This is a genomic window from Chryseotalea sp., from assembly GCF_057350905.1.
The window spans coordinates 869,434-888,370 of the sequence record NZ_JBMRCF010000001.1 but is presented as its reverse complement, the minus strand read 5'-3'; the positions used below and the strand labels follow the sequence as shown (position 1 = coordinate 888,370).

At 39.0% G+C, this 18,937-nt stretch carries 14 protein-coding genes; 7 read left to right on the top strand and 7 right to left on the bottom strand.

Going from position 1 to position 18,937, the window contains the following annotated elements:
• Positions 1-8 precede the first annotated feature (8 nt).
• A complete protein-coding gene (locus ACO1XM_RS03930) occupies positions 9-593 on the top strand; it encodes a peroxiredoxin-like family protein (protein WP_486226033.1) in 585 nt (194 codons plus the stop codon).
• A gap of 153 nt (positions 594-746) precedes the next feature.
• Here the strand turns inward: ACO1XM_RS03930 and ACO1XM_RS03925 are convergent, their stop codons facing one another.
• The 7 genes from ACO1XM_RS03925 to ACO1XM_RS03895 form a co-directional block, all read right to left on the bottom strand.
• Positions 747-2,708, bottom strand: a complete 1,962-nt coding sequence (locus ACO1XM_RS03925) for an amylo-alpha-1,6-glucosidase (RefSeq protein WP_486226031.1) — start codon at positions 2,706-2,708, stop codon at positions 747-749.
• Between the two features lie 59 nt (positions 2,709-2,767).
• A complete protein-coding gene (locus ACO1XM_RS03920) occupies positions 2,768-5,389 on the bottom strand; it encodes an MGH1-like glycoside hydrolase domain-containing protein (protein WP_486226029.1) in 2,622 nt (873 codons plus the stop codon).
• A 118-nt stretch (positions 5,390-5,507) separates the two neighbouring features.
• A complete protein-coding gene (locus ACO1XM_RS03915) occupies positions 5,508-6,059 on the bottom strand; it encodes a hypothetical protein (protein ID WP_486226027.1) in 552 nt (183 codons plus the stop codon).
• A gap of 17 nt (positions 6,060-6,076) precedes the next feature.
• Positions 6,077-6,874 (bottom strand): SDR family oxidoreductase, encoded by a 798-nt coding sequence (locus tag ACO1XM_RS03910; RefSeq protein ID WP_486226025.1) that lies wholly within the window; start codon positions 6,872-6,874, stop codon positions 6,077-6,079.
• A gap of 76 nt (positions 6,875-6,950) precedes the next feature.
• Entirely contained in the window at positions 6,951-7,625 is a 675-nt protein-coding gene (locus tag ACO1XM_RS03905) for a Crp/Fnr family transcriptional regulator (protein WP_486226023.1), read from the bottom strand.
• Between the two features lie 25 nt (positions 7,626-7,650).
• On the bottom strand, positions 7,651-7,983 hold the full coding sequence (locus tag ACO1XM_RS03900; RefSeq protein WP_486226021.1) for a thioredoxin family protein: 333 nt from the start codon (positions 7,981-7,983) through the stop codon (positions 7,651-7,653).
• A gap of 166 nt (positions 7,984-8,149) precedes the next feature.
• Positions 8,150-10,120 carry a sigma-54-dependent Fis family transcriptional regulator gene (locus ACO1XM_RS03895; protein ID WP_486226536.1) on the bottom strand — a complete coding sequence of 657 codons (1,971 nt, stop codon included), beginning with the start codon at positions 10,118-10,120 and terminating at the stop codon, positions 8,150-8,152.
• 515 nt (positions 10,121-10,635) lie between these two features.
• Here ACO1XM_RS03895 and ACO1XM_RS03890 point away from each other — a divergent pair.
• The 6 genes from ACO1XM_RS03890 to ACO1XM_RS03865 all read left to right on the top strand — a co-directional run bounded on the left by ACO1XM_RS03890 (position 10,636) and on the right by ACO1XM_RS03865 (position 18,930).
• Positions 10,636-15,873, top strand: coding sequence for an MBG domain-containing protein (locus ACO1XM_RS03890; RefSeq protein WP_486226019.1), 5,238 nt, complete (start codon positions 10,636-10,638; stop codon positions 15,871-15,873).
• A 275-nt stretch (positions 15,874-16,148) separates the two neighbouring features.
• Positions 16,149-16,544 (top strand): adenosylmethionine decarboxylase, encoded by a 396-nt coding sequence (gene speD / locus ACO1XM_RS03885; protein ID WP_486226017.1) that lies wholly within the window; start codon positions 16,149-16,151, stop codon positions 16,542-16,544.
• Positions 16,545-16,546: 2 nt separating this feature from the next.
• Entirely contained in the window at positions 16,547-17,188 is a 642-nt protein-coding gene (locus tag ACO1XM_RS03880; RefSeq protein ID WP_486226015.1) for a hypothetical protein, read from the top strand.
• Complete coding sequence (locus ACO1XM_RS03875) at positions 17,178-18,434, top strand: DUF4178 domain-containing protein (protein WP_486226013.1); 1,257 nt, start codon at positions 17,178-17,180, stop codon at positions 18,432-18,434. Before ACO1XM_RS03880 ends, ACO1XM_RS03875 begins: the two co-directional genes overlap by 11 nt.
• Before the next feature lie 5 nt (positions 18,435-18,439).
• Positions 18,440-18,613, top strand: a complete 174-nt coding sequence (locus ACO1XM_RS03870) for a hypothetical protein (protein WP_486226011.1) — start codon at positions 18,440-18,442, stop codon at positions 18,611-18,613.
• A gap of 110 nt (positions 18,614-18,723) precedes the next feature.
• The gene (locus ACO1XM_RS03865) at positions 18,724-18,930 is read left to right on the top strand and encodes a DUF350 domain-containing protein (RefSeq protein ID WP_486226009.1); all 207 of its coding nucleotides are present in this window, start codon (positions 18,724-18,726) and stop codon (positions 18,928-18,930) included.
• Positions 18,931-18,937: the final 7 nt, after the last annotated feature.

The window sequence follows — 18,937 nt, the reverse complement described above, 5'->3', positions numbered from 1 at the left end:
AAATTATCATGAAAAAATTTAAGTTACTGACAATATTACTATTTGTTTCTCTTTTTGCTTTTTCACAGGAAAGCCCCAAGGGTTTGGCTGTTAATGATCTGGCACCGGATTTTTCAGCCAAAGATCAAAACGGTAAAACGGTTAATCTAAAATCTCTACTGACGAAAGGCTCGGTTGTACTTGTGTTTTATCGAGGGCAATGGTGCCCGTATTGCAGCAAGCATTTGAAAACCCTAGAAGATTCCCTTTCATTTATCTCTGCTAAAGGCGCGAAAGTAGTAACGGTAACTCCCGAAAAACCAGAGTATATCGCTAAAACGATTGAGCAGACAAATGCTAGTTTTCCCATCATACACGATAAAGGGCTTTCCATTATGCAAAAGTATGGTGTACTTTTCAGACTTGAAGATGAGAAGATTAGCGTTTACAAAAAATATAATTTAGATTTTGATATTATTAACGGAGAGAATGGGCCTAATCTTCCTGTTCCTGCTTTATACATTATTGATCGGAGAGGTAAAATCACCTATCGTTATTTCGATCCGAACTACAAGAACAGGCCAACTGTTAAAGAGATATTGAAAAATCTGTAGTGTAATTAAGCTGTATTTTATTCACGAATAAATTACTTCATCACTATCCTCATTATAAAACTATTTATCTGTATGCAGATAAATAGTTTTATACATTAATGATCAGTAATTGTTAATTGCCTAGTACGTTTTTTAAATATGGCCACTATATTGTTATGCCTTTTCTTTCTTAATCGTGTTGGGGCGTAATAATAAATCATACTCCAGAGTAACTCTTAATATCTCCGCCACACCCCAGGCTTGTGCAATACATCCTCGTGAAGTGTGAGGAGCGTCTGCATCAAAAATTTCTGATACTGTACCCACTCCTGCTTCATCTAAATGTTCAAAAAATTGGTTCACAATTCGGGAGGCTGTCGCTTTACCTTTACTCCCTTTTAACAGCATTAATGCATCAATATAAGGACCCAGTAAAAAACTCCACACAGTGCCCTGATGATAACTTCCATCCCGTTGCCACTGATTGCCTCCGTAAACAGGTTTGTAATCTCTATGAGATTGTGACAAGCTCCGTAAACCTCGCCTGGTAAGTAAGTAATTTCCCACAACTTCTAATACCTTCCCGGCTTTCTCACCTTTTAGTAAGGGAAAAGGTAAACTGATGGCGTAAATCTGGTTAGGCCGCAGATCATCATTCTTATAATCACCATCAACAAAGTCGTACAAACAACTTTGGTTTGCATTCCAAAATTTGTTTAAAAAGTTTTCACTTACTCTTGTTGCTGCCTGTCTGTATTCTTCAGACTCCGGTTTATATCCCAACTCAATAGAAAGCACATCCATAATAGAAAGTGCATTGTACCAAAGCGCATTAATCTCTACTGTTTTTCCTTTACGTGGGGTCACAACCCAATCACCAACTTTAGCATCCATCCAGGTAAGCTGAACACCATCAGCACCACCATAAAGAAGTCCATCAGTGGGGTCCACCTTAATATTATATCGGGTTCCCTTATAATGCCACTCAATTATTTCCTTCAAAATGGGAAATATCGATTTCACAAACTTTTTATCTTCGGTATGTTCATAGTATTTGTAAATAGCATGAAAAAACCATAGGGTAGCATCAATAGTATTATACTCTGGTGTTTCACCATAATCAGGAAAACGATTGGGCAACATACCTTCACTAACACTTTCTGAAAACGCTTTTAGAATTTTCTTTGCATCAGCATATCTTCCTGTTGACAAACATAAGCCTGGTACTGAAATCATCGTGTCACGACCCCAGTCGCTAAACCAATGGTACCCCGCTATGACAGTTTTAAGATTATCACCACGTTGTACAATGAATTGGTCAGCTGCAAGCACCAATCGTTTGATGGTATCATTCCACTGAAAATCCACAAGCAGAGCTTCCCTTCGTTTTTGCTCTTTATTATACAATTTGAAAGCGTCTTTTGTGCCCGTATTTTCTGTAGAGATAATAATGCCCAGTTTACTACCTTTCTTTAGAGTAACACTAAAAATACCGTAATTAAACAAGTCCTCGCTAAAGTCAAGACCACGATAGCGCTCTATTTCATATTGAAAATTGTGGTACCAATGTCCTGAAGTATTGAAAGATGATCCAGGTACTTTTATAAATAGATCCGGATCATCATCATAATTTTTTGTATGAAGTAAGCCATCTTCGAAATGATACTTAGCATTAATAGCCTTATTAGCATGACTTAATGAATGATAATCGCGCGAAGTACATAGTGGTAATAATTCTAGCAAGAATTGTTTTGAAGCATCTAACACTTCAAACAGAATCACTGTTGTATTTTCACCATGAATAGATGCGATGGTTTTCTTAAGTCTGATTCCGGCAACTTCATAGATAAATTCAGGAAACATGTTACGCTCAAATCGTGTGAGGTGTTCAAATCCTTTTGGATGGATTGCATCAGGGTATTGATTAGCACCTAACTCGTAGCGTTCGCTATTAATTATTATAGTCTCTTCAAGTTTTGATAACACAACAGTGCGTCCTACCGGTGGATGCATTGCAGCTACTAAAAGACCGTGGTATCTGCGTGAATGAGCTCCTGAAAATGTACTGCTGGCATACCCGCCCAGTCCATTAGTTTCAAGCCACTCCAGTCGTTGCAATGATTCAAATGAATTCATAAAATGATGCTTGGTTATATGTTAATCGGTCTTTGATGTTAATTATTGACTAGAAAGCACTATTTACGTGGTTGTATCAATTTAGCCACAAGCCCCGTCCAACCGGTTTGATGCGTAGCACCCACACCCCTTCCGCTATCTCCATGAAAATATTCGTAGAAATAAATTAAATCACGGAAATATTCATCATCCTGTAACTTTTCATTATCGCCAAACACAGGGCGTTTGCCATTTTTATTTCGTTTAAAAATCTTCACCATACGTTCTGAAAGATCATCTGCTATTTGTTGTAAGGTTCTTAGATTACCTGAGCCCGTTGGGTGCTCAACTTTAAAATCATTTCCATAATAATGATGGAAACGTTGAAGAGATTCAATCAATAAATAATTCACAGGAAACCAAATAGGTCCTCGCCAGTTAGAGTTTCCACCAAACAAATCTGTATCTCCTTCACCGGGTGTATAACGCACACTAAATTCGTTTCCATTGGCATAGAACTTATAGGGTTCATCTAAATGCTTTCGTGAAAGCGCTCGAATTCCATAGTCAGATAAAAATTCCTTTTCATCAAGCATTCGCTTAAGTAGCTGCTTCATTCTATGACCACGAAGTAAAGAGAGCAAATGGCGCTCACCTTTTCCTTTTTCTTCCCAACGCGAAATAAGGGATGCTAAATCTGGCCGATTTTTTAGAAACCATTGCAATCGCTCACGAAACTCAGGCATTGCTTCGAATATCTCATTGTCTAGTACCTCTACTGCAAAAAGTGGAATTAATCCCACCATCGAGCGTACTTTCATCTTAGTTCGTTGGTTATCGGGCGTATGTAACACATCGTAAAAGAATTTATCTTCTTCATCCCATAAGTTCACACCGTCTTCATTAATATTAGCCATGGCACCAGCGATGTAGAGGAAGTGTTCGAAAAATTTAGTAGCCAAACTTTGATAGGTCGGATTCTCTTTTCCCAACTCAAGCGACATGCGCAACATATTCAGGGTGAACATAGCCATCCAACTAGTTCCATCCGATTGTTCTATAAATCCACCAGTGGGTAATTGGTTACTTCGATCAAACACACCGATATTATCCATTCCCAAAAAACCACCTTGAAAGATATTGTTTCCGCTATTGTCTTTTTTATTAACCCACCATGTAAAATTGAGCAGTAGTTTATGAAATACTTCTTCTAGGAATTTAGTGTCACCTTTACCAGCATTTAGCTTCTGATCCATTTTATAAACTCGCCATGTAGCCCAGCCATGTACAGGTGGATTCACATCACCAAGTGCCCACTCATACGCAGGCAGTTGACCATTTGGATGCATATACCACTCTTTTGTTAACAGCAAAAGTTGTTTTTTTGCAAACTCCGAATCGACCATTGCAATTGGAATAGTGTGAAATGCTAGATCCCAAGCAGCGTACCACGGATATTCCCATTTATCAGGCATTGAAATTATGTCGGCATTATTCAGGTGAGTCCAATCATGATTGCGCCCCCGCTTTCGCTCGGGCGGAGGTGCCGGCTGCCCTGGATCGCCCTTTAACCATTGCGCTACATCATAATAGAAAAATTGTTTACTCCACAACATCCCAGCAAAAGCCTGTCGTTGAATCTCTTTTTCATCTTTATCCTTTATGTCCTTTTGAAGTTCATTATAAAATTCATCTGCCTCATTCTGCCTTTCCTTAAAAAGGACATTGAAATCCTTAAATGCATTCGCTTCAAATTTTGATGATAATCGCAGGCGAATGGTTTTTGTTTTACCGGCTGGAATAGAAAGATTATAATTAAACGTAGCCTTCGTTCCTTTCGGGCTAGGGTTAATTGCATCTACATTTCCGTGGATGAGGAAGTCATTGATCCCATCTTTAAAAGTACCTTCCTTAGGATAATTAAATAGTCTACGTGTATTTGTCTCATTTTCACAAAAAAGCACCTCAGGCTTATCGTCAGCAAAAAGATAATAACTTCCTAATTCCTTATGGTCTATTTTAATGCAGCCACTATCATTGAGATACATTTCCGGTTTATAGTCGTTATAACCCCATGACCAAGTATTACGAAACCATGAAGTAGGAAGCACGTTTATAGCTGCTTCCTCAGGGCCGCGATTATGAATCGTAATCTTAATGAGTAAATCATCGGTATCAACTTTTGCGTACTCGATAAAAACATCGAAATAGCGATTTGCATTAAATATGCCAGTATCCACCAATTCAAACTCTGGGTCGAGTTTTCCACGTTTTTTGTTCTCATCTACAAGCCAGGCATAAGGAAATTCCTGTTGTGGATACTTGTAGAGCATTTTCATGTATGAATGTGTAGGTGTGCTGTCTAGGTAATAGTAATGCTCCTTACAATCTTCAGCATGGTTACCCTCATTGCCCGTGAGTCCAAATATTCTCTCCTTGATAATTGGGTCTTTCTTATTCCAGAGTACCAGAGAGAAATTAATCAATTGTCGCTCGTCACTAATACCTCCTATCCCTTCTTCACCCCAACGGTACGCTCGGCTTCTGGCTGCATCATGCGAAATATGCTCCCAAGCATTTCCAAAGGCACTATAGTCTTCTCGTACAGTTCCCCATTGGCGTTCTGTTAAATAGGGTCCAAATTTGCGCCAGTTTCTTTTTTTTTCGCGGTCTTCAGTTAGTCGTTGTCGTTCTGTGGTCATAGTGGTGATTTTTGATTTAACAATGCCAAAAGCATAGGCTACTTGGACTTATGGACTGTCAGCAGGGTAAATTTCATGCCCATCAATAACAAGAGAAAACTATTTAAGGCAAGCAGTCTCATTTTTCAATAAGCAAGCCAGGCAAGAACAGAGCAGTAAATTGGTGATGGACTCCATTAACAGATGCAAGTACTAAGGGATTCAAGCATTCATCCCTGGCATCCCAATTAAAAGGCTGAAGCACGCAATTTTTTGAAGTGAACACTTCATACTTTAAGTCAGACAAAGTAAAACCCGCTTTTATTTTTTTAAAAATCACTTGCCATTCATAACCAGGTAGAAGTATGTACTCAATTCTATACAAAAGTGTGTCAGCCATTGTAAAGGTTTCGGCAACATTCAATGCCAACTTTATCTCTTCAATGGGATTAACCCGTCCTTGTCCGACACTATATTTTTTGATAATAACCGTATCTTGTTCTAATTCCTGCGGTGTATATCCTAGAGTTTTAATATAGAACCTCGAATAATTCGTGCAGGCTGTTTCATCACAGCAACTTGAAATAAAGACAAATAGGATCAGCAATGGACATGTCGTCTTCTTGGATAAATTGAAATTCCAATGCAAGTTAGTTGGCATAATTGCTGAAAGCATTGTACCCGTCTTCATTAATGATACTTAACCAATCACCCGTTATCTTCAAACCCTGGGTATAACAACATTCCCCCGTCCACAAAGAGTGTAATCCCATTTACGTAATCAGAGTCATCCGAAGCAAGCCAGACAGCCGCACCACCGATGTCGTCTGCTTCACCAATGCGCTTAGAGGGTATTAATTTGAGCAACTGGTTGTACGCTTCAGGTGTTTGCCAGGCGGCATGATTGATTGGCGTTTTAATGGCACCCGGCCCGATGCTATTGATTCGGATTTTCATAGGAGCATATTCCTGCGCCATTGTTTTCATCAGCATCATTACGCCACCTTTAGAAGCCGCATAGTTTGCATGCCCTGCCCAGGGTATAACCTCATGTACGGAGCTCATGCAAATAATCTTTCCTGCAGCCTTCGATTTTTCAGGGACAATACCTCTTCTTATAAACTCCTTTATAGCTTCGCGGGAACAAAGAAACTGTCCAGTAAGGTTAATTCCCAGCACGTAATTCCATTGCTCAAGAGTCATTTCATGGAGCTTCGCATCTTTTTGAAGTCCTGCATTATTTACTAGAATGTCGACAGTACCATACATTTTTACCACCTGCTGGAACATATCAACCACTTCCTTTTCATTACTAACGTCAGCCTTTATTGCAATCCCTTCTCCACCCTTGTCTTTAATTTCTTTAAGCACATTCATTGCTTTTTCTGGGCTGCTCGAATAATTAATCACAACAGTGGCTCCTTCGCTAGCCAGTGCTTTTGCAACACCTGCTCCTATTCCTGAACTCGCACCAGTTACAATGGCTATTTGATTAGTTAGCTTCATTTTTAAATTTGAATTAGTCATTATCAAAAATGGTTATATCGTACTTCATGGTTTGTCTTACTTCTTTCCAAATTGGTTAATTGACAGCCAAAATTATTGAAGAGAACTCTATTTCTTTGCGTGTATAGTTAATATCACCTGACTTCTTTAATTCATTCAGAATAACAGTAACGGTTTGCCTTGATGTGGAAACAAGGTTGGCTAAATCGCTATGTGTAAGAGAATTTTTCACAATTACTTTATCTCCAAGCTTTCTGCCTTCTTTTCGAGCCCATTCTTGAAAACAATAAATAAGTCGTGACTTTACATCTTTTGTAATCATGTTCATATACCTATTCTCAAGATTCTTGAATTTTTCATTTACTTTCGCCATGAAATTCATCGTTAAGGTATGGTTGCTTCGCATCATAGAAGCAAGTTGTTCCTGTCCTATTGCATAATAAGTAGCTCGCTCAGAAACGACTTCAGCATATTCATAATTCGGGCCGTCATAGGTAAAAAGTATGTCACCAAAAATATCACCAGCTACAATAAGTTCTTTGATCATCTCATTACCCGATGCATTTATTTCTGATATTTTTACTTTGCCGCTGATCAGTAGAAATATTTTTTTCTCACTGCCTTTTGCATAAATCACCTGCGATCTTTTTGCCTCCTTTTGAAGCATACTGGCGCTCAGATCATTCAATTGTTCGTCAGAAAGACTAGTACCAATATTGAAAGATTTAAGATAAAAATTTTTGGTTTCCATGAGAGTAAAGGATTAGTGATAATTTTTACTTGACTAATTGATTAATTCTATTTGAGATAACATTCTTTTGTACTAAGCCCGTGAGCTTATCAACTAATGCTCCTCCTTTAAAGAATAATAGAGTCGGGACTGACTCCACCCGATATGTTGAAGTAAGAGCAGCTTCTTCATCATGGTCCATTTGAAAAAATTGAACCTGACCATAAAACTGATCGGCTAGCTCTTGTAATGGCGTTTTTAAGAGTTGCGATGAAGCACTCCAACCCGCACTAATTTTAACTATTGCATCAGCTTTATTGATTAATATTTTGTCAATAAACTGAGCCGAATTTATTTTGGATATCGCTTTCTGTTCCATGTAATCAAACATTTGTATTGCTTGATTACAATAGGTATGCCATGAAGTTAATTATTTGACAAACAGACCTTTACAGAATTAAATCACCTCCAATTTATTGGATATTCTAAAATATTGGAGATTGGATCTCTAATATTTTGGAGGGACTGTTGTTTAAGAATTGCAGTTAGCTTTTTGCTCTTTTGATTCCCATTTTCTTCATGCGGGCCTCAAGTGTTGTGGGCTTAAGTCCAAGGAGTGCAGCTGCACCGTCATGTCCTCTGATTTTCCAGTTAACAGATTCCAAGACATTTATGATATGTTGTTTCTCAAGTTCTGTAAGGCTATGTATAGAATTTATAGCTGTGGGCAATTGTAAATTTTTTTCATTACTTATTCCATCTGCACTATTCTTTGCCTTATTTTTCGGCAACCAGTCTCCTAACTCCAAGATTCCAGTTTTTGAAATGATCATTGCCCGCTCAATCACATTTTCTAGTTCTCGAACGTTACCTGGCCAGTTGTAGTTAATCAGTACATCCATGATATTCTTCGGAATTGAAGTAATCTTTTTCCCAAGCTTCACACCATACTTCTTACAAAAATGATGAACCAGTAAGGGAATGTCTTCTTTACGTTCTCGAAGTGAGGGCGACTCTACAGGGAATACATTTAGTCTGTAATAAAGATCTGATCGAAATTCTCCCTTTTCTATCTGAGCTTCAAGATTTCGGTTTGTTGCAGCAATAATTCTTACATCAACTTCTTGTGTTTGAGAACTTCCCAAACGCTCAAATTCTCCTTCCTGTAATATTCTTAATAGTTTGGCTTGCAGCTCTATCGGTAATTCACCAATCTCATCTAGAAAAATTGTACCACCGTCCGCTAATTCAAAACGTCCGACCTTTCGGGCAACAGCACCTGTAAAGGCACCCTTCTCATGACCAAATAGTTCACTCTCAATTAAGTTTGCCGGCAGGGTTGCACAGTTTACTTTTACAAGTGGGCGGTTACTTCGTCTGCTTATGCTATGAATAGCCCGTGCTATAAGTTCTTTTCCCGTTCCAGATTCACCCAGAATAAGAACAGTAGCATCGGTTTCGGCAACTAACTCAATCTTTTCAAGTACTCGCTTAAATAATTCACTTTGGCTTACAAGCTCATCAAAGTTATTATGAAGTTTTATCTCCTGTTGAAGATAAATGTTTTCTGCCTCTAGGCGCTCTTTTAAATCTTCTACCTGATTAAGCGCTTGCTGAAGTTTACCTTGAGCTATCTTTTGCTCACTAATATCAACACATGAAACAACAGATCGCTTCCAACTTATTTCTGATCCTCTCAAGATTACACGCTTTGCTTTTAAGTACCGGATTTCACCATTTGCCATTTTCAGCATAACCTCTCGTTCAAAAGACTGATTGCCTTCTTCCAGCTTAAGAAGAGACTCTCTAAACGTATCTGGCTGAAACTTATGTCTAATAAAATCGCAATATGCTTCTTTAGATTGAACTCCAAATAGGGTTAACTGCATCTGGTTGACATCGATCCAACGAATTTTGTTGTTACACTCTATAATTGCTTCTGGAAATTGATTAAAAATATCTCTAAGGGGTAAACCATGCTTCACTTTAAGCGCATCAATATGTTTTTTAACCTCCGAGAAGTCTTCTTCTGTAAGACCAATTGGCGAGTCTTCGAATAAATTCCAATACCTTGCAAGATTATCTTCCAGAAGCTTATCCTTATGTTCACGCTCAATTTCCACACCGGCACGAGAAGCAAAGATCTTAAGGATGTTGAGTTTTTGATGATTAATTTCCATGGGCTGGCGATCAAAAACAGCTATGTGCCCGGCAACCCTACCATCTCTTAGAAAAATCGGAACTCCGAAATAAGATTTAATACCCTCTTCGTTAAAGAATTTATCAAGATCGTTGGTGCAATAATATGTCTCGCCCTGCATCACAATTTCGCATGGTGTACCTATAAGGTCATACTCAAAATTATCCAGCAGTTTATCATGAGCCATGTAAACAATTGTCTTTACCCTTGTCTTAGCTTCACCTGTACATTCTGTAATTATGGCATATTGAATTCCTATCGTATCGATAATGTACCTTGCCAACGACTGAAAAAAATCAATGCCCGTTTTTGACATAGTGCCCTCCGAAATGATCCGCAGTATTTCAGCAGCTTCCTTATCATGATCAGAAACGTGAGCCTTATCCATTATAAACTATAGAATGCAAAACAAAGATATTTATAAATTTTAATGGTTTCTTCAACGACAAATTGAGCAAAAAGATTAAGGAGATAAAGTAGGAAGGCTGAGAAGTTAATACTATATTAATCAAGTAGATCATAGTATTAGCGCATCTGAATGTCTCCGAGCGTCTGCTTCGTGTTAGTGACTTTAGGCGATAACCATTAATCATTGATTATCAGTACATTAGCAATCTGTTGATAATTTAACTTTTTTGAATTTGCCTTAAATTTTGGTTTAAAAGGCATTTTCTAATAAAGCCTTAACATTTCTGCTTACTGTTTACGCGTAATCCCATAGTTCTTTACATAATCGATAAGCACCCTAACATTTAAGATTCTTCATTCAATCTACAAGCCCTATTAATTTATTCTTCCAGATCAGTATCTTTGGATGTTTTTGCCCTATTCATGAGAAAATTTTTTGTTGTAGCAGCTTTATGCCTATTCTTGATAGGCACGGCCCTCTCTTCATCCAAAGCCCAATGTTTAAACGGTACATATTCTGTTGGTGCCAATAGTAATTATGAAACTGTTAAATTGGCAATTCAGGCATTGGTAGAGCATGGTGTGTGTGGTCCTGTTATCTTCAGTATCAAAGATGGTGTTTACCAGGGCAATCTACTCATTCCGGTTATTCTAGGTGCCTCTCAAACAAACACAATAACCTTTGTCTCAGAAAGTCTTTCAGCTTCAAAAGTTAAGATAACATCTAATACCGGATCCAGTACAATGCTTGACATTCAGTCTTCAGCGCACCTGAAATTCCAGCACCTCACCTTTTTTACTAACAACAGCACAGGACAAAATGTTAGGGTTAAGAACTCCAGTTATATTGAATTCTCCAACTCTGTATTCACTTCTCTTCCTGTGTATTCGAATCCTCAGTTATCAATACATAACGCTGGCCTGCCCGCCTCTCCTAGTCAGTTTATAAATGTTACAAATTGTATCTTCAGTTTCGGATCAAGTGCGATCAGTACCTCTTCTGTTAGCCATATTACTATTGATGGAAACATTGTACATAATAGTAAGTTCGCATTCGCATTGCAAGACACGCCAAACAGCCTTGTCACCAATAATTATGTGCTTCTAGACATTGAGGATGCAGGTGCAGCCATCTACTTGGCAAATTCTTCCGAAAACACTGTCGTTGCCAACAATGAAGTTATACTGCGTAATTGTAAAAATTGTTTTGCCTTATCCCTTCAATCGGTCTCGGTAAAAGTTCCTACGGAATTCTTAACAATTGCCAATAACATTTTTAATGTTCGCAAAAGTGCCACACTGCAGTCAGCTGTAAGATTTTACGGAAGCACAAATGTAAATTTTGTGTTCAATACTGTTGCATTGGGATATGGTTCATCCGAGACTTTTCCTCAAAGTGCAGCAATCTACATTGACCAATCCCAGCGGTTTGATTTACGAAACAATATTTTGGTAAACTATTCTGGTGGATACGCATTGAAGCAGTATCACACAAGCAGCACGGCACCATGGACATCGGATTACAATAACCTCTATACAAAAGGAGCCAACTTGGTTAGCGCAAGATCAACAAACGTTGCTTCGCTTCAAATCTGGAAGCAATACGGTTATGATTTGCACTCTGTCAGCCTTATACCCGATTTTGTTTCTCACGACAATTTGAGAGTAATCAATGTTGATGGATTACAAAATGGAGGCATACAGATTGCTGGTATCACCCAGGATATTGATGGCATAAGTCGCTCATCAAGCCCTGATATAGGTGCCTCTGAATTTGAAGGATTATCCCCTACTGCTGTTGATGCGGCTATAAGTGTTCCTCCCCTCAATCATGAAACTTATTGCTATGGCTGGCATCCTGTTCAGGTATTGTTAAAGAATTCTGGAACAGTTCCATTGACTTCGGCCACCATTATTACCCATGTTGCAGAAAAGGAATATATCACAAACTGGACTGGTAACCTGTCGAGTAATGAATCCGAAATAGTCAATGGTGCCGAACATTATTTTACCGATAGATTTTACAAAATAAACATTGCGTTGCAGTACGTGAATGGAATGCCTGATCTAAATCCTTCCAATAATGTTCAATCTTTCGCTCTGAGCATAAAGGATAAGCCTTTGATAAGCTTATCTGGCTCACCCGACATTTGCGATGGAGAGATTGTGACACTTTCTGCTAACACACCATCCGCTAACTGGTCCAATGGATCTGTTACAACTTCCATCTCAGCAGGTACGGCAGGCCAATATTGGTACGACTATATCGTAAATGGTTGTTCTTCACGATCAGATTCAATTACGATGACTGTGAATTTTAACCTACCTGAAGTTCAGGTTGATTTAAAAGCAATTGGTCAAGAACTTCAAATCAAAAATAATTCAGTCAATGCCACATCTTATACATGGAACTATAATGATGGAACGTCTGGAAGTGGAGCATCTATAGAGCAGCTCCACCAGTTTGAAAATCCGGGTACATACAATATCTCGTTTACGGGTGACAATGGTGAATGCAAGAACACTAAAACCTATGCAGTTGTCATTGACGATCTTGCAACCACAACTTGCCTCATTACAGATGTCAGGGCTAAACTTATCAAAGAAATAGGTGAATTTATCTATGTCGGTGGACAATCAAAATTTGATCCTTCAAGTGCGCTTATTTACAAATTAGACCGAAATACAAAGGCAATCATTTGGCAATGGCAATATAACACCAGTGATGGTTCCAACGGTACTGATGTGGTGAAAGATATTGATGTTGACAGCCATGGAAATGTTTGGGCCACCCTGTATTCATCATTCCTTTACAATAGGTTAATAAAAATAAGCAGTACTGGTGTTTTACTATTTGAGAAAAGAGTGCGTAGCTACTCTAGTGACGATACCGGACCTATAGGAGCAGCCGTAGTCAAGGTTGGTACAGATGATGCAGTCTATTTTGTCAACACGCGAAGTACCTACACTATTGAAAAATTAAGTTCAACCGGAGTTAGCATTTGGTTACGTGAATTTCCGACTGGAAAGTCTGCGTTTGTTCACGATGCAATGATGGATGTGGATGGTAATATGGTTGTGATTGCCTCCGAATTGCTTCCCCAAGGTGATCAGCTTACTATTACCAAGTATAATGCCAATGGAAACCTTATCTACAGTCGCCTACTAGATGAGCGTACCTATAGCGATACTGATTTTCGAATTACTATGTCTATTAAGAACGGATATATTTATGTTTTTGGAATAAACTATCTTAATAAAACCTTTGTAAAAAAAATTAATTCAACAGGCAATGTGGTATGGTCGCACAAGCTATCGGAAACAGTAGCTCCTTATTCCCACGCGGTAGATAGTAAAGACAATCTGTTAATGCTTTATGGGAAAGAATCCTCAATAGTTGTACGAAAAATAGACTTCAATGGTAGTTTACTCTTTGAAAAAGTTGCGGCTCAGAATCTAACAGGTACCAATTCAACTTTTTGCCTGGACGATAATGATTATATTTATATTGTGAAGAGAAGACTGCTTGTGAAACTTTCTCCACAAGGTAATCTGGTGTATACAGAACCCAATGATCTAATTCCAGCGGTTAAATTTGCTTTTATTTCCTCGACAAGAAACGAAATATTGATTGCTGGCGATATTTCCTATCCCGATTGTGGTGTTTCTCGAATTATACAAACTGAACATCGCAAGCTTCAGACGATACAGGTTAGCCAAGGGGCCTTGAGTGGTAAATATGGTTCAACAATACCTTTTTCAGGCATAAGCAGCGCTTCACTGCCTGTTGATTACAAGATAGATGACGAAAACATTGCTGGTATTGAAAATGAATTTGTAAAGTTGAAAAATGTCGGAGAAACTTTATTGTCAGTTTCTCAACCAGGAAATGAAGAGTTCCTTCCAGCCACATTAATGATTGTTCCCGTCATCGTGTCGAAGGCGGATCTCTTGGTTCTTGCTAACGACAACCTTAAAGTTTATGGAGAAGATAATCCCACCTTTTCCCGTTCCATAACCGGATTTGTAAATGGCGATACAGAATCCGACCTTGATGAACTCCCCGTTATAAGCACTTCAGCAGAGAAATTTACTAATGTGGGCACCTACGATATTACATTTGAGGGAGGACTTGATGACCGCTATAACTTTGTTTTTGAAATTGGAAAACTCCAAATAAATAAGGCCCCTCTTCAGTTTACACCTAACAACCAAACTAAATTGTATGGAGATGTAAATCCTGATTATACCTACACAATCACTGGATTTTTAAATGATGATGATATAAATGACGTAGACTCACCTCCAGTCTTCTCTACGTCAGCTGACGCTCTTAGTGATGCAGGTGAATACCTAATTTCGGGTAATGATGGCCTCGATAATAACTATGAATTTGAGCTGGAAACAGCCACGTTGACAATACAAAAGGCGTTACTGACGGTAACTGCTAACCATGCCACTAAGACTTACGGACAACCTAATCCCGATTTATCATTCTCCGTTGAAGGCTTTGTTGGTAATGATAATATAGACGAAATAGATTTGCTTCCAGCCTTCTCTACGTCAGCTGATGTGCTTAGCGGTGCTGGTGAATACCTGATTTCAGGTAATGGTGGCCTCGATAATAACTATGAATTTGAGTTGGGAAGAGCCAAGTTGACAATACAAAAAGCGTTACTGACAGTAACTGCTAACTATGCCATTAAGACTTACGGACAACCTAATCCTGATTTATCATTCTCCGTTGAAGGCTTTGTTGGTAGTGATGATATAGACGATCTAGAAGTGCTTCCAGCCTTCTCTACGTCAGCTGATGTGCTTAGCGATGCTGGTGAATACCTGATTTCAGGAAACGGTGGCCTCGATAATAACTATGAATTTGAGCTGGGAGCAGCCACGTTAACAATACAAAAAGCATTATTGACAGTGACTGCTAACCATGCCTCTAAGACTTACGGACAACCTAATCCTGACTTATCTTTTTCTATTGAAGGCTTTGTAGGTAACGATGATGGCTCAAATCTGGATGAGTATCCAATTATATCAACATCAGCAACTGTATATAGTAATGCAGGATCGTACGATATTACCTGCAGCAATGGATTTGATAACAACTATACGTTCGAATACAGAGCTGGGTCTCTGACAGTGAATAAGGCATCACAGGTGATATCCTTCCCCGAAGTGCCTGACAGACTCCTGTCCGATCGTTCGTTTATTGCAACGGCAACAGCATCATCTGGTTTGCCAGTAACCTTTCTGACCACTTCTCCACTCATCCAAATTGAGGGTGACGTTGTACAGTTAATAGATATTGGTGATGCCGAAATGTCTGCAATACAACAAGGGGATGAAAATTTTCTTCCAGCGGAATCGGTAAACCGCCAATTTAATATAATGATGATAACGGATATTGAGCAAAGACTAAATCCGTTTCAGGTGTTCCCGAATCCAGCTTCAAGTGAACTAAATATAGAAACAAGCGAAAATAATACAGAGGCTACACTATTAAACATATCTGGTGTTGTTCTGAATAGTAAGCTTCTTACTAAAGGATCAAACAAAATAGACCTTGCTTCTCTTCCCGCTGGAGTTTACATGTTGAAAATAACTTCAAAAACTAACGTAAGTTATTATGTCAGAATACAAAAAGTTGAGTAAGAAAGGGTAAGTCCCTACTCACTGTTTAGGGTCATCATGCATTTAACATAGAGTCTGGATTTTTTGTCATTAAATCACTGTTTAGAACAGCATTAAATGCGGATAGAGTAATAGACGCATTTAGAGTAGACACATACAAAAAAAGAAAGTTAATTGCCATATTGTGAGATACTTAGTCCCATTGTATGTAAATTCACTTTACACTTGCAATCAGGTGTTTTGAAATGTCTTTAGCCTATGGTATAATTGCTTTTGTAACACCCTAACTCGTATTAATGAACCTAACCTCTGCTGAGGCTATACCACAAAGCCTGATACCTGATACCCTATCGGGTTTGCACTGCATAGCCAATCTCCATACCCATAGGCAAGACTTACTCAAGCACTACGAGTCATTTCAACACTTCATCAATCAAGAAATAAAAAAGTATGGCTTGACTAAAATCGGTGAAGTTTACCACAACTTTCCAAACGGTGGCTTTACTGCAGTTGTCTGCCTGGCCGAATCACATTTGTCTATTCATACCTGGCCTGAACGCAACTACCTGACTTTCGATGTATTCCTCTCGAACCACATGAAAGACAACAGCGGAATCACCAGGGCCTTATACAACAACACGCTTCTATTTTTTCAAGCTACTCCCCTTCAGGAAAACATTCTTAATCGTTAAGCGTGAATCAGTATCATTTATTTACTTGTCCGGATTGTAACCTGGCTGCTAAAACCAAGGGCTTGCGTTCTGTTATTGTTACTTGTACAGCCTGTGGTGCAGTGCTGGCCAACGAAACAAGTTTAGACATTCCGAAAATGGCTATGCCCGATGACTGGAGCATTATCCAGATAGGCGCTACAGGCACGCACAACAAAAAAGGTTTTGAAGTAGTCGGCCGTGTGCGCATGCAAATGCGCAAGGAATATAAAAACTATTGGTGCCTGTGGTTTCCGATTGATATGAAGTATGCCTGGCTGGTGGAATCCCTAGGTTTCTACGCCATATGCACCGATACTTTCTTTGAGATCGATCAACTTGAGCTTGTAAAAAAGATCAGGGCCAACACATCTTTTCAGGTTTCTGATAAGACTTCTGTTACCATTGATGAAGTGGATTTCTGTGAGATACTCTCCTTCAGCGGTGAAATAAACACCTGGAGTTACGGCAATCGCTTTTTTGTCGCACAAGGCAAAAAAGGTCCTATCATCGCGGCCTTTATCCATTTCTCAGCGCAAAAAGACAGGGTAAAATTTCTAGCAGGCGAATGGGTGCCAGTAGAATCTTTGCAACTTAAAAATATCAATACAACGCATGTCTGGTAAAAGTCTGATCACCTCTGTATGTCCACATTGTAAAAAAGACAATGTTGTGAGAGGCAAGGCCCTTACCCTCGCCATGACTTGTCAGCATTGCTCCACCTATTTTACCAGAGGTAACTGGACGGAAGTAGATGTTAAATTCAACGACACCACAGTGCCTGTGCTGCCTATTGGCAGTAAAGGAAAAGTAGAGGGTACCACCTATGAAGTGATGGGCTTTGTGGTAAAGTACGTGCGTAAGTATCGCTTTAAGTGGCGCGAGTACACTTTATTTAATCCTGTAAAAGGTTTAGCCTTTCTATCTGAAAGTGAAGGACATTGGAATTTTGTGAAGCCCCTCAAGGATGATCCTAAAGGAGAAAAAAGAGGACTGAGTTTCAATTATAATGGAAATGGCTTCCACTTATTTCAAAAATATAAGGCTGAAGTGGTTTTTGCCAAAGGGGAGTTTTGCTTTGATATTTTTACCGGTACGGGAAGAACCCTAGTCGAAGAATACATTGCTCCACCCTACTTACTGAGTCTTGAATCGGACAGCGAAAGTTACCGTTGGTACGAAGGTGTTTACATGCCCAATACAGAAGTGGCCAGTGCTTTCGGTCTGAATACAAACACACTCCCACCCAAGGAAGGTCGCGGTTACACCCAGCCCTTTATCTCAGCCTTCAGTAAAGAAAGTTTGATGTTGCTTTGCTTTTTGTTGGGGGCAGCCTTGTTTGCTATACAAATCTACCTGCATGCCAGTAGTCAGGATAAGATTGTATTCGAGCAAAAGTTTTATGGCAATTCTCTTAAGGAAGGACAGAAAATGTTTGTGACTCCCTCCTTCGAACTGGAAGGAGAATCTAAAAGTCTGGTGATGGATTTGTACGCGCCCCTGTATAATGATTGGTTCTTCGGCAATTTTGTGTTGGTAAATGAAAACGATAATTCAGAATACGAGTTCTCTAAAGAAATAGAATACTATTCCGGTAATGATGGTGGTGAGTCCTGGTCGGAAGGATCGAAGAAAGGTTCTGCTTTTTTATCCAGAATTCCAGCAGGCCGCTATCACCTGAACATCTACCCTGAGTTTTCTTTCTCCAACAAAGAGTTTACCATTACCTTAATCCGTGATGTGTCCAACATGAGTAATTTCTGGATCACCTTACTTGTATTGAGTATTTTTCCTGTCTTCTATTTTATCAGGCATCACCACATCGAATCCTCACGCTGGAGCGATAGCGACTATTCACCTTATGACGAATAATGTATATGAATAAGAAAGACCTTTATGCCTTGCGCTACTTCATCGCTTTTGCCACCCTGGTACTTGGCTTTTATGCCTACTCAGGTACTATAGGCTGGAAATGGATTGGTGCTACCAATACTGAAAAAGCTGAAAAAAATAGTGATGGCACTTATCGTTACCGTTACTTGCATAAATAAGATAAAGGCTACTTTATTTAATTGCATGAATGTAAAAACAAGCGGCCATTAGATTTTAGCAAAAGAGATAAACAAATATGAGCAACTATTAAACAACTAATTATACTGATATGGAATGGAAATATGTATTAGCCTCGCTGGTTTACTCAGTAGTAGGTATTGTGATTTTAGGTATAAGCTTTTGGATTTGGGAAAAGATTACTCCCGAAGATCTTTGGAAAGAAATTCTTGAAAAGCAAAACCTGGCACTTGCCATTGTCGCTGCAGCTTTCATGATTGCACTGGCCATTATCATCAGCTCTGCTATTCATAGTTAATTGTAAG

Bases quoted from the DNA above. Each gene is read 5' to 3' on its own strand.
- ACO1XM_RS03870 (WP_486226011.1), top strand. From the start codon at position 18,440: ATGAATAAGAAAGACCTTTATGCCTTGCGCTACTTCATCGCTTTTGCC.
- ACO1XM_RS03875 (WP_486226013.1), top strand. From the start codon at position 17,178: ATGTCTGGTAAAAGTCTGATCACCTCTGTATGTCCACATTGTAAAAAA.
- ACO1XM_RS03920 (WP_486226029.1), bottom strand. From the start codon at position 5,389: ATGACCACAGAACGACAACGACTAACTGAAGACCGCGAAAAAAAAAGA.
- speD (WP_486226017.1), top strand. From the start codon at position 16,149: ATGAACCTAACCTCTGCTGAGGCTATACCACAAAGCCTGATACCTGAT.
- ACO1XM_RS03930 (WP_486226033.1), top strand. From the start codon at position 9: ATGAAAAAATTTAAGTTACTGACAATATTACTATTTGTTTCTCTTTTT.
- ACO1XM_RS03925 (WP_486226031.1), bottom strand. From the start codon at position 2,708: ATGAATTCATTTGAATCATTGCAACGACTGGAGTGGCTTGAAACTAAT.
- ACO1XM_RS03915 (WP_486226027.1), bottom strand. From the start codon at position 6,059: ATGAAGACGGGTACAATGCTTTCAGCAATTATGCCAACTAACTTGCAT.
- ACO1XM_RS03900 (WP_486226021.1), bottom strand. From the start codon at position 7,983: ATGGAACAGAAAGCGATATCCAAAATAAATTCGGCTCAGTTTATTGAC.
- ACO1XM_RS03895 (WP_486226536.1), bottom strand. From the start codon at position 10,120: ATGTCAAAAACGGGCATTGATTTTTTTCAGTCGTTGGCAAGGTACATT.
- ACO1XM_RS03865 (WP_486226009.1), top strand. From the start codon at position 18,724: ATGGAATGGAAATATGTATTAGCCTCGCTGGTTTACTCAGTAGTAGGT.
- ACO1XM_RS03910 (WP_486226025.1), bottom strand. From the start codon at position 6,874: ATGAAGCTAACTAATCAAATAGCCATTGTAACTGGTGCGAGTTCAGGA.
- ACO1XM_RS03905 (WP_486226023.1), bottom strand. From the start codon at position 7,625: ATGGAAACCAAAAATTTTTATCTTAAATCTTTCAATATTGGTACTAGT.
- ACO1XM_RS03890 (WP_486226019.1), top strand. From the start codon at position 10,636: ATGAGAAAATTTTTTGTTGTAGCAGCTTTATGCCTATTCTTGATAGGC.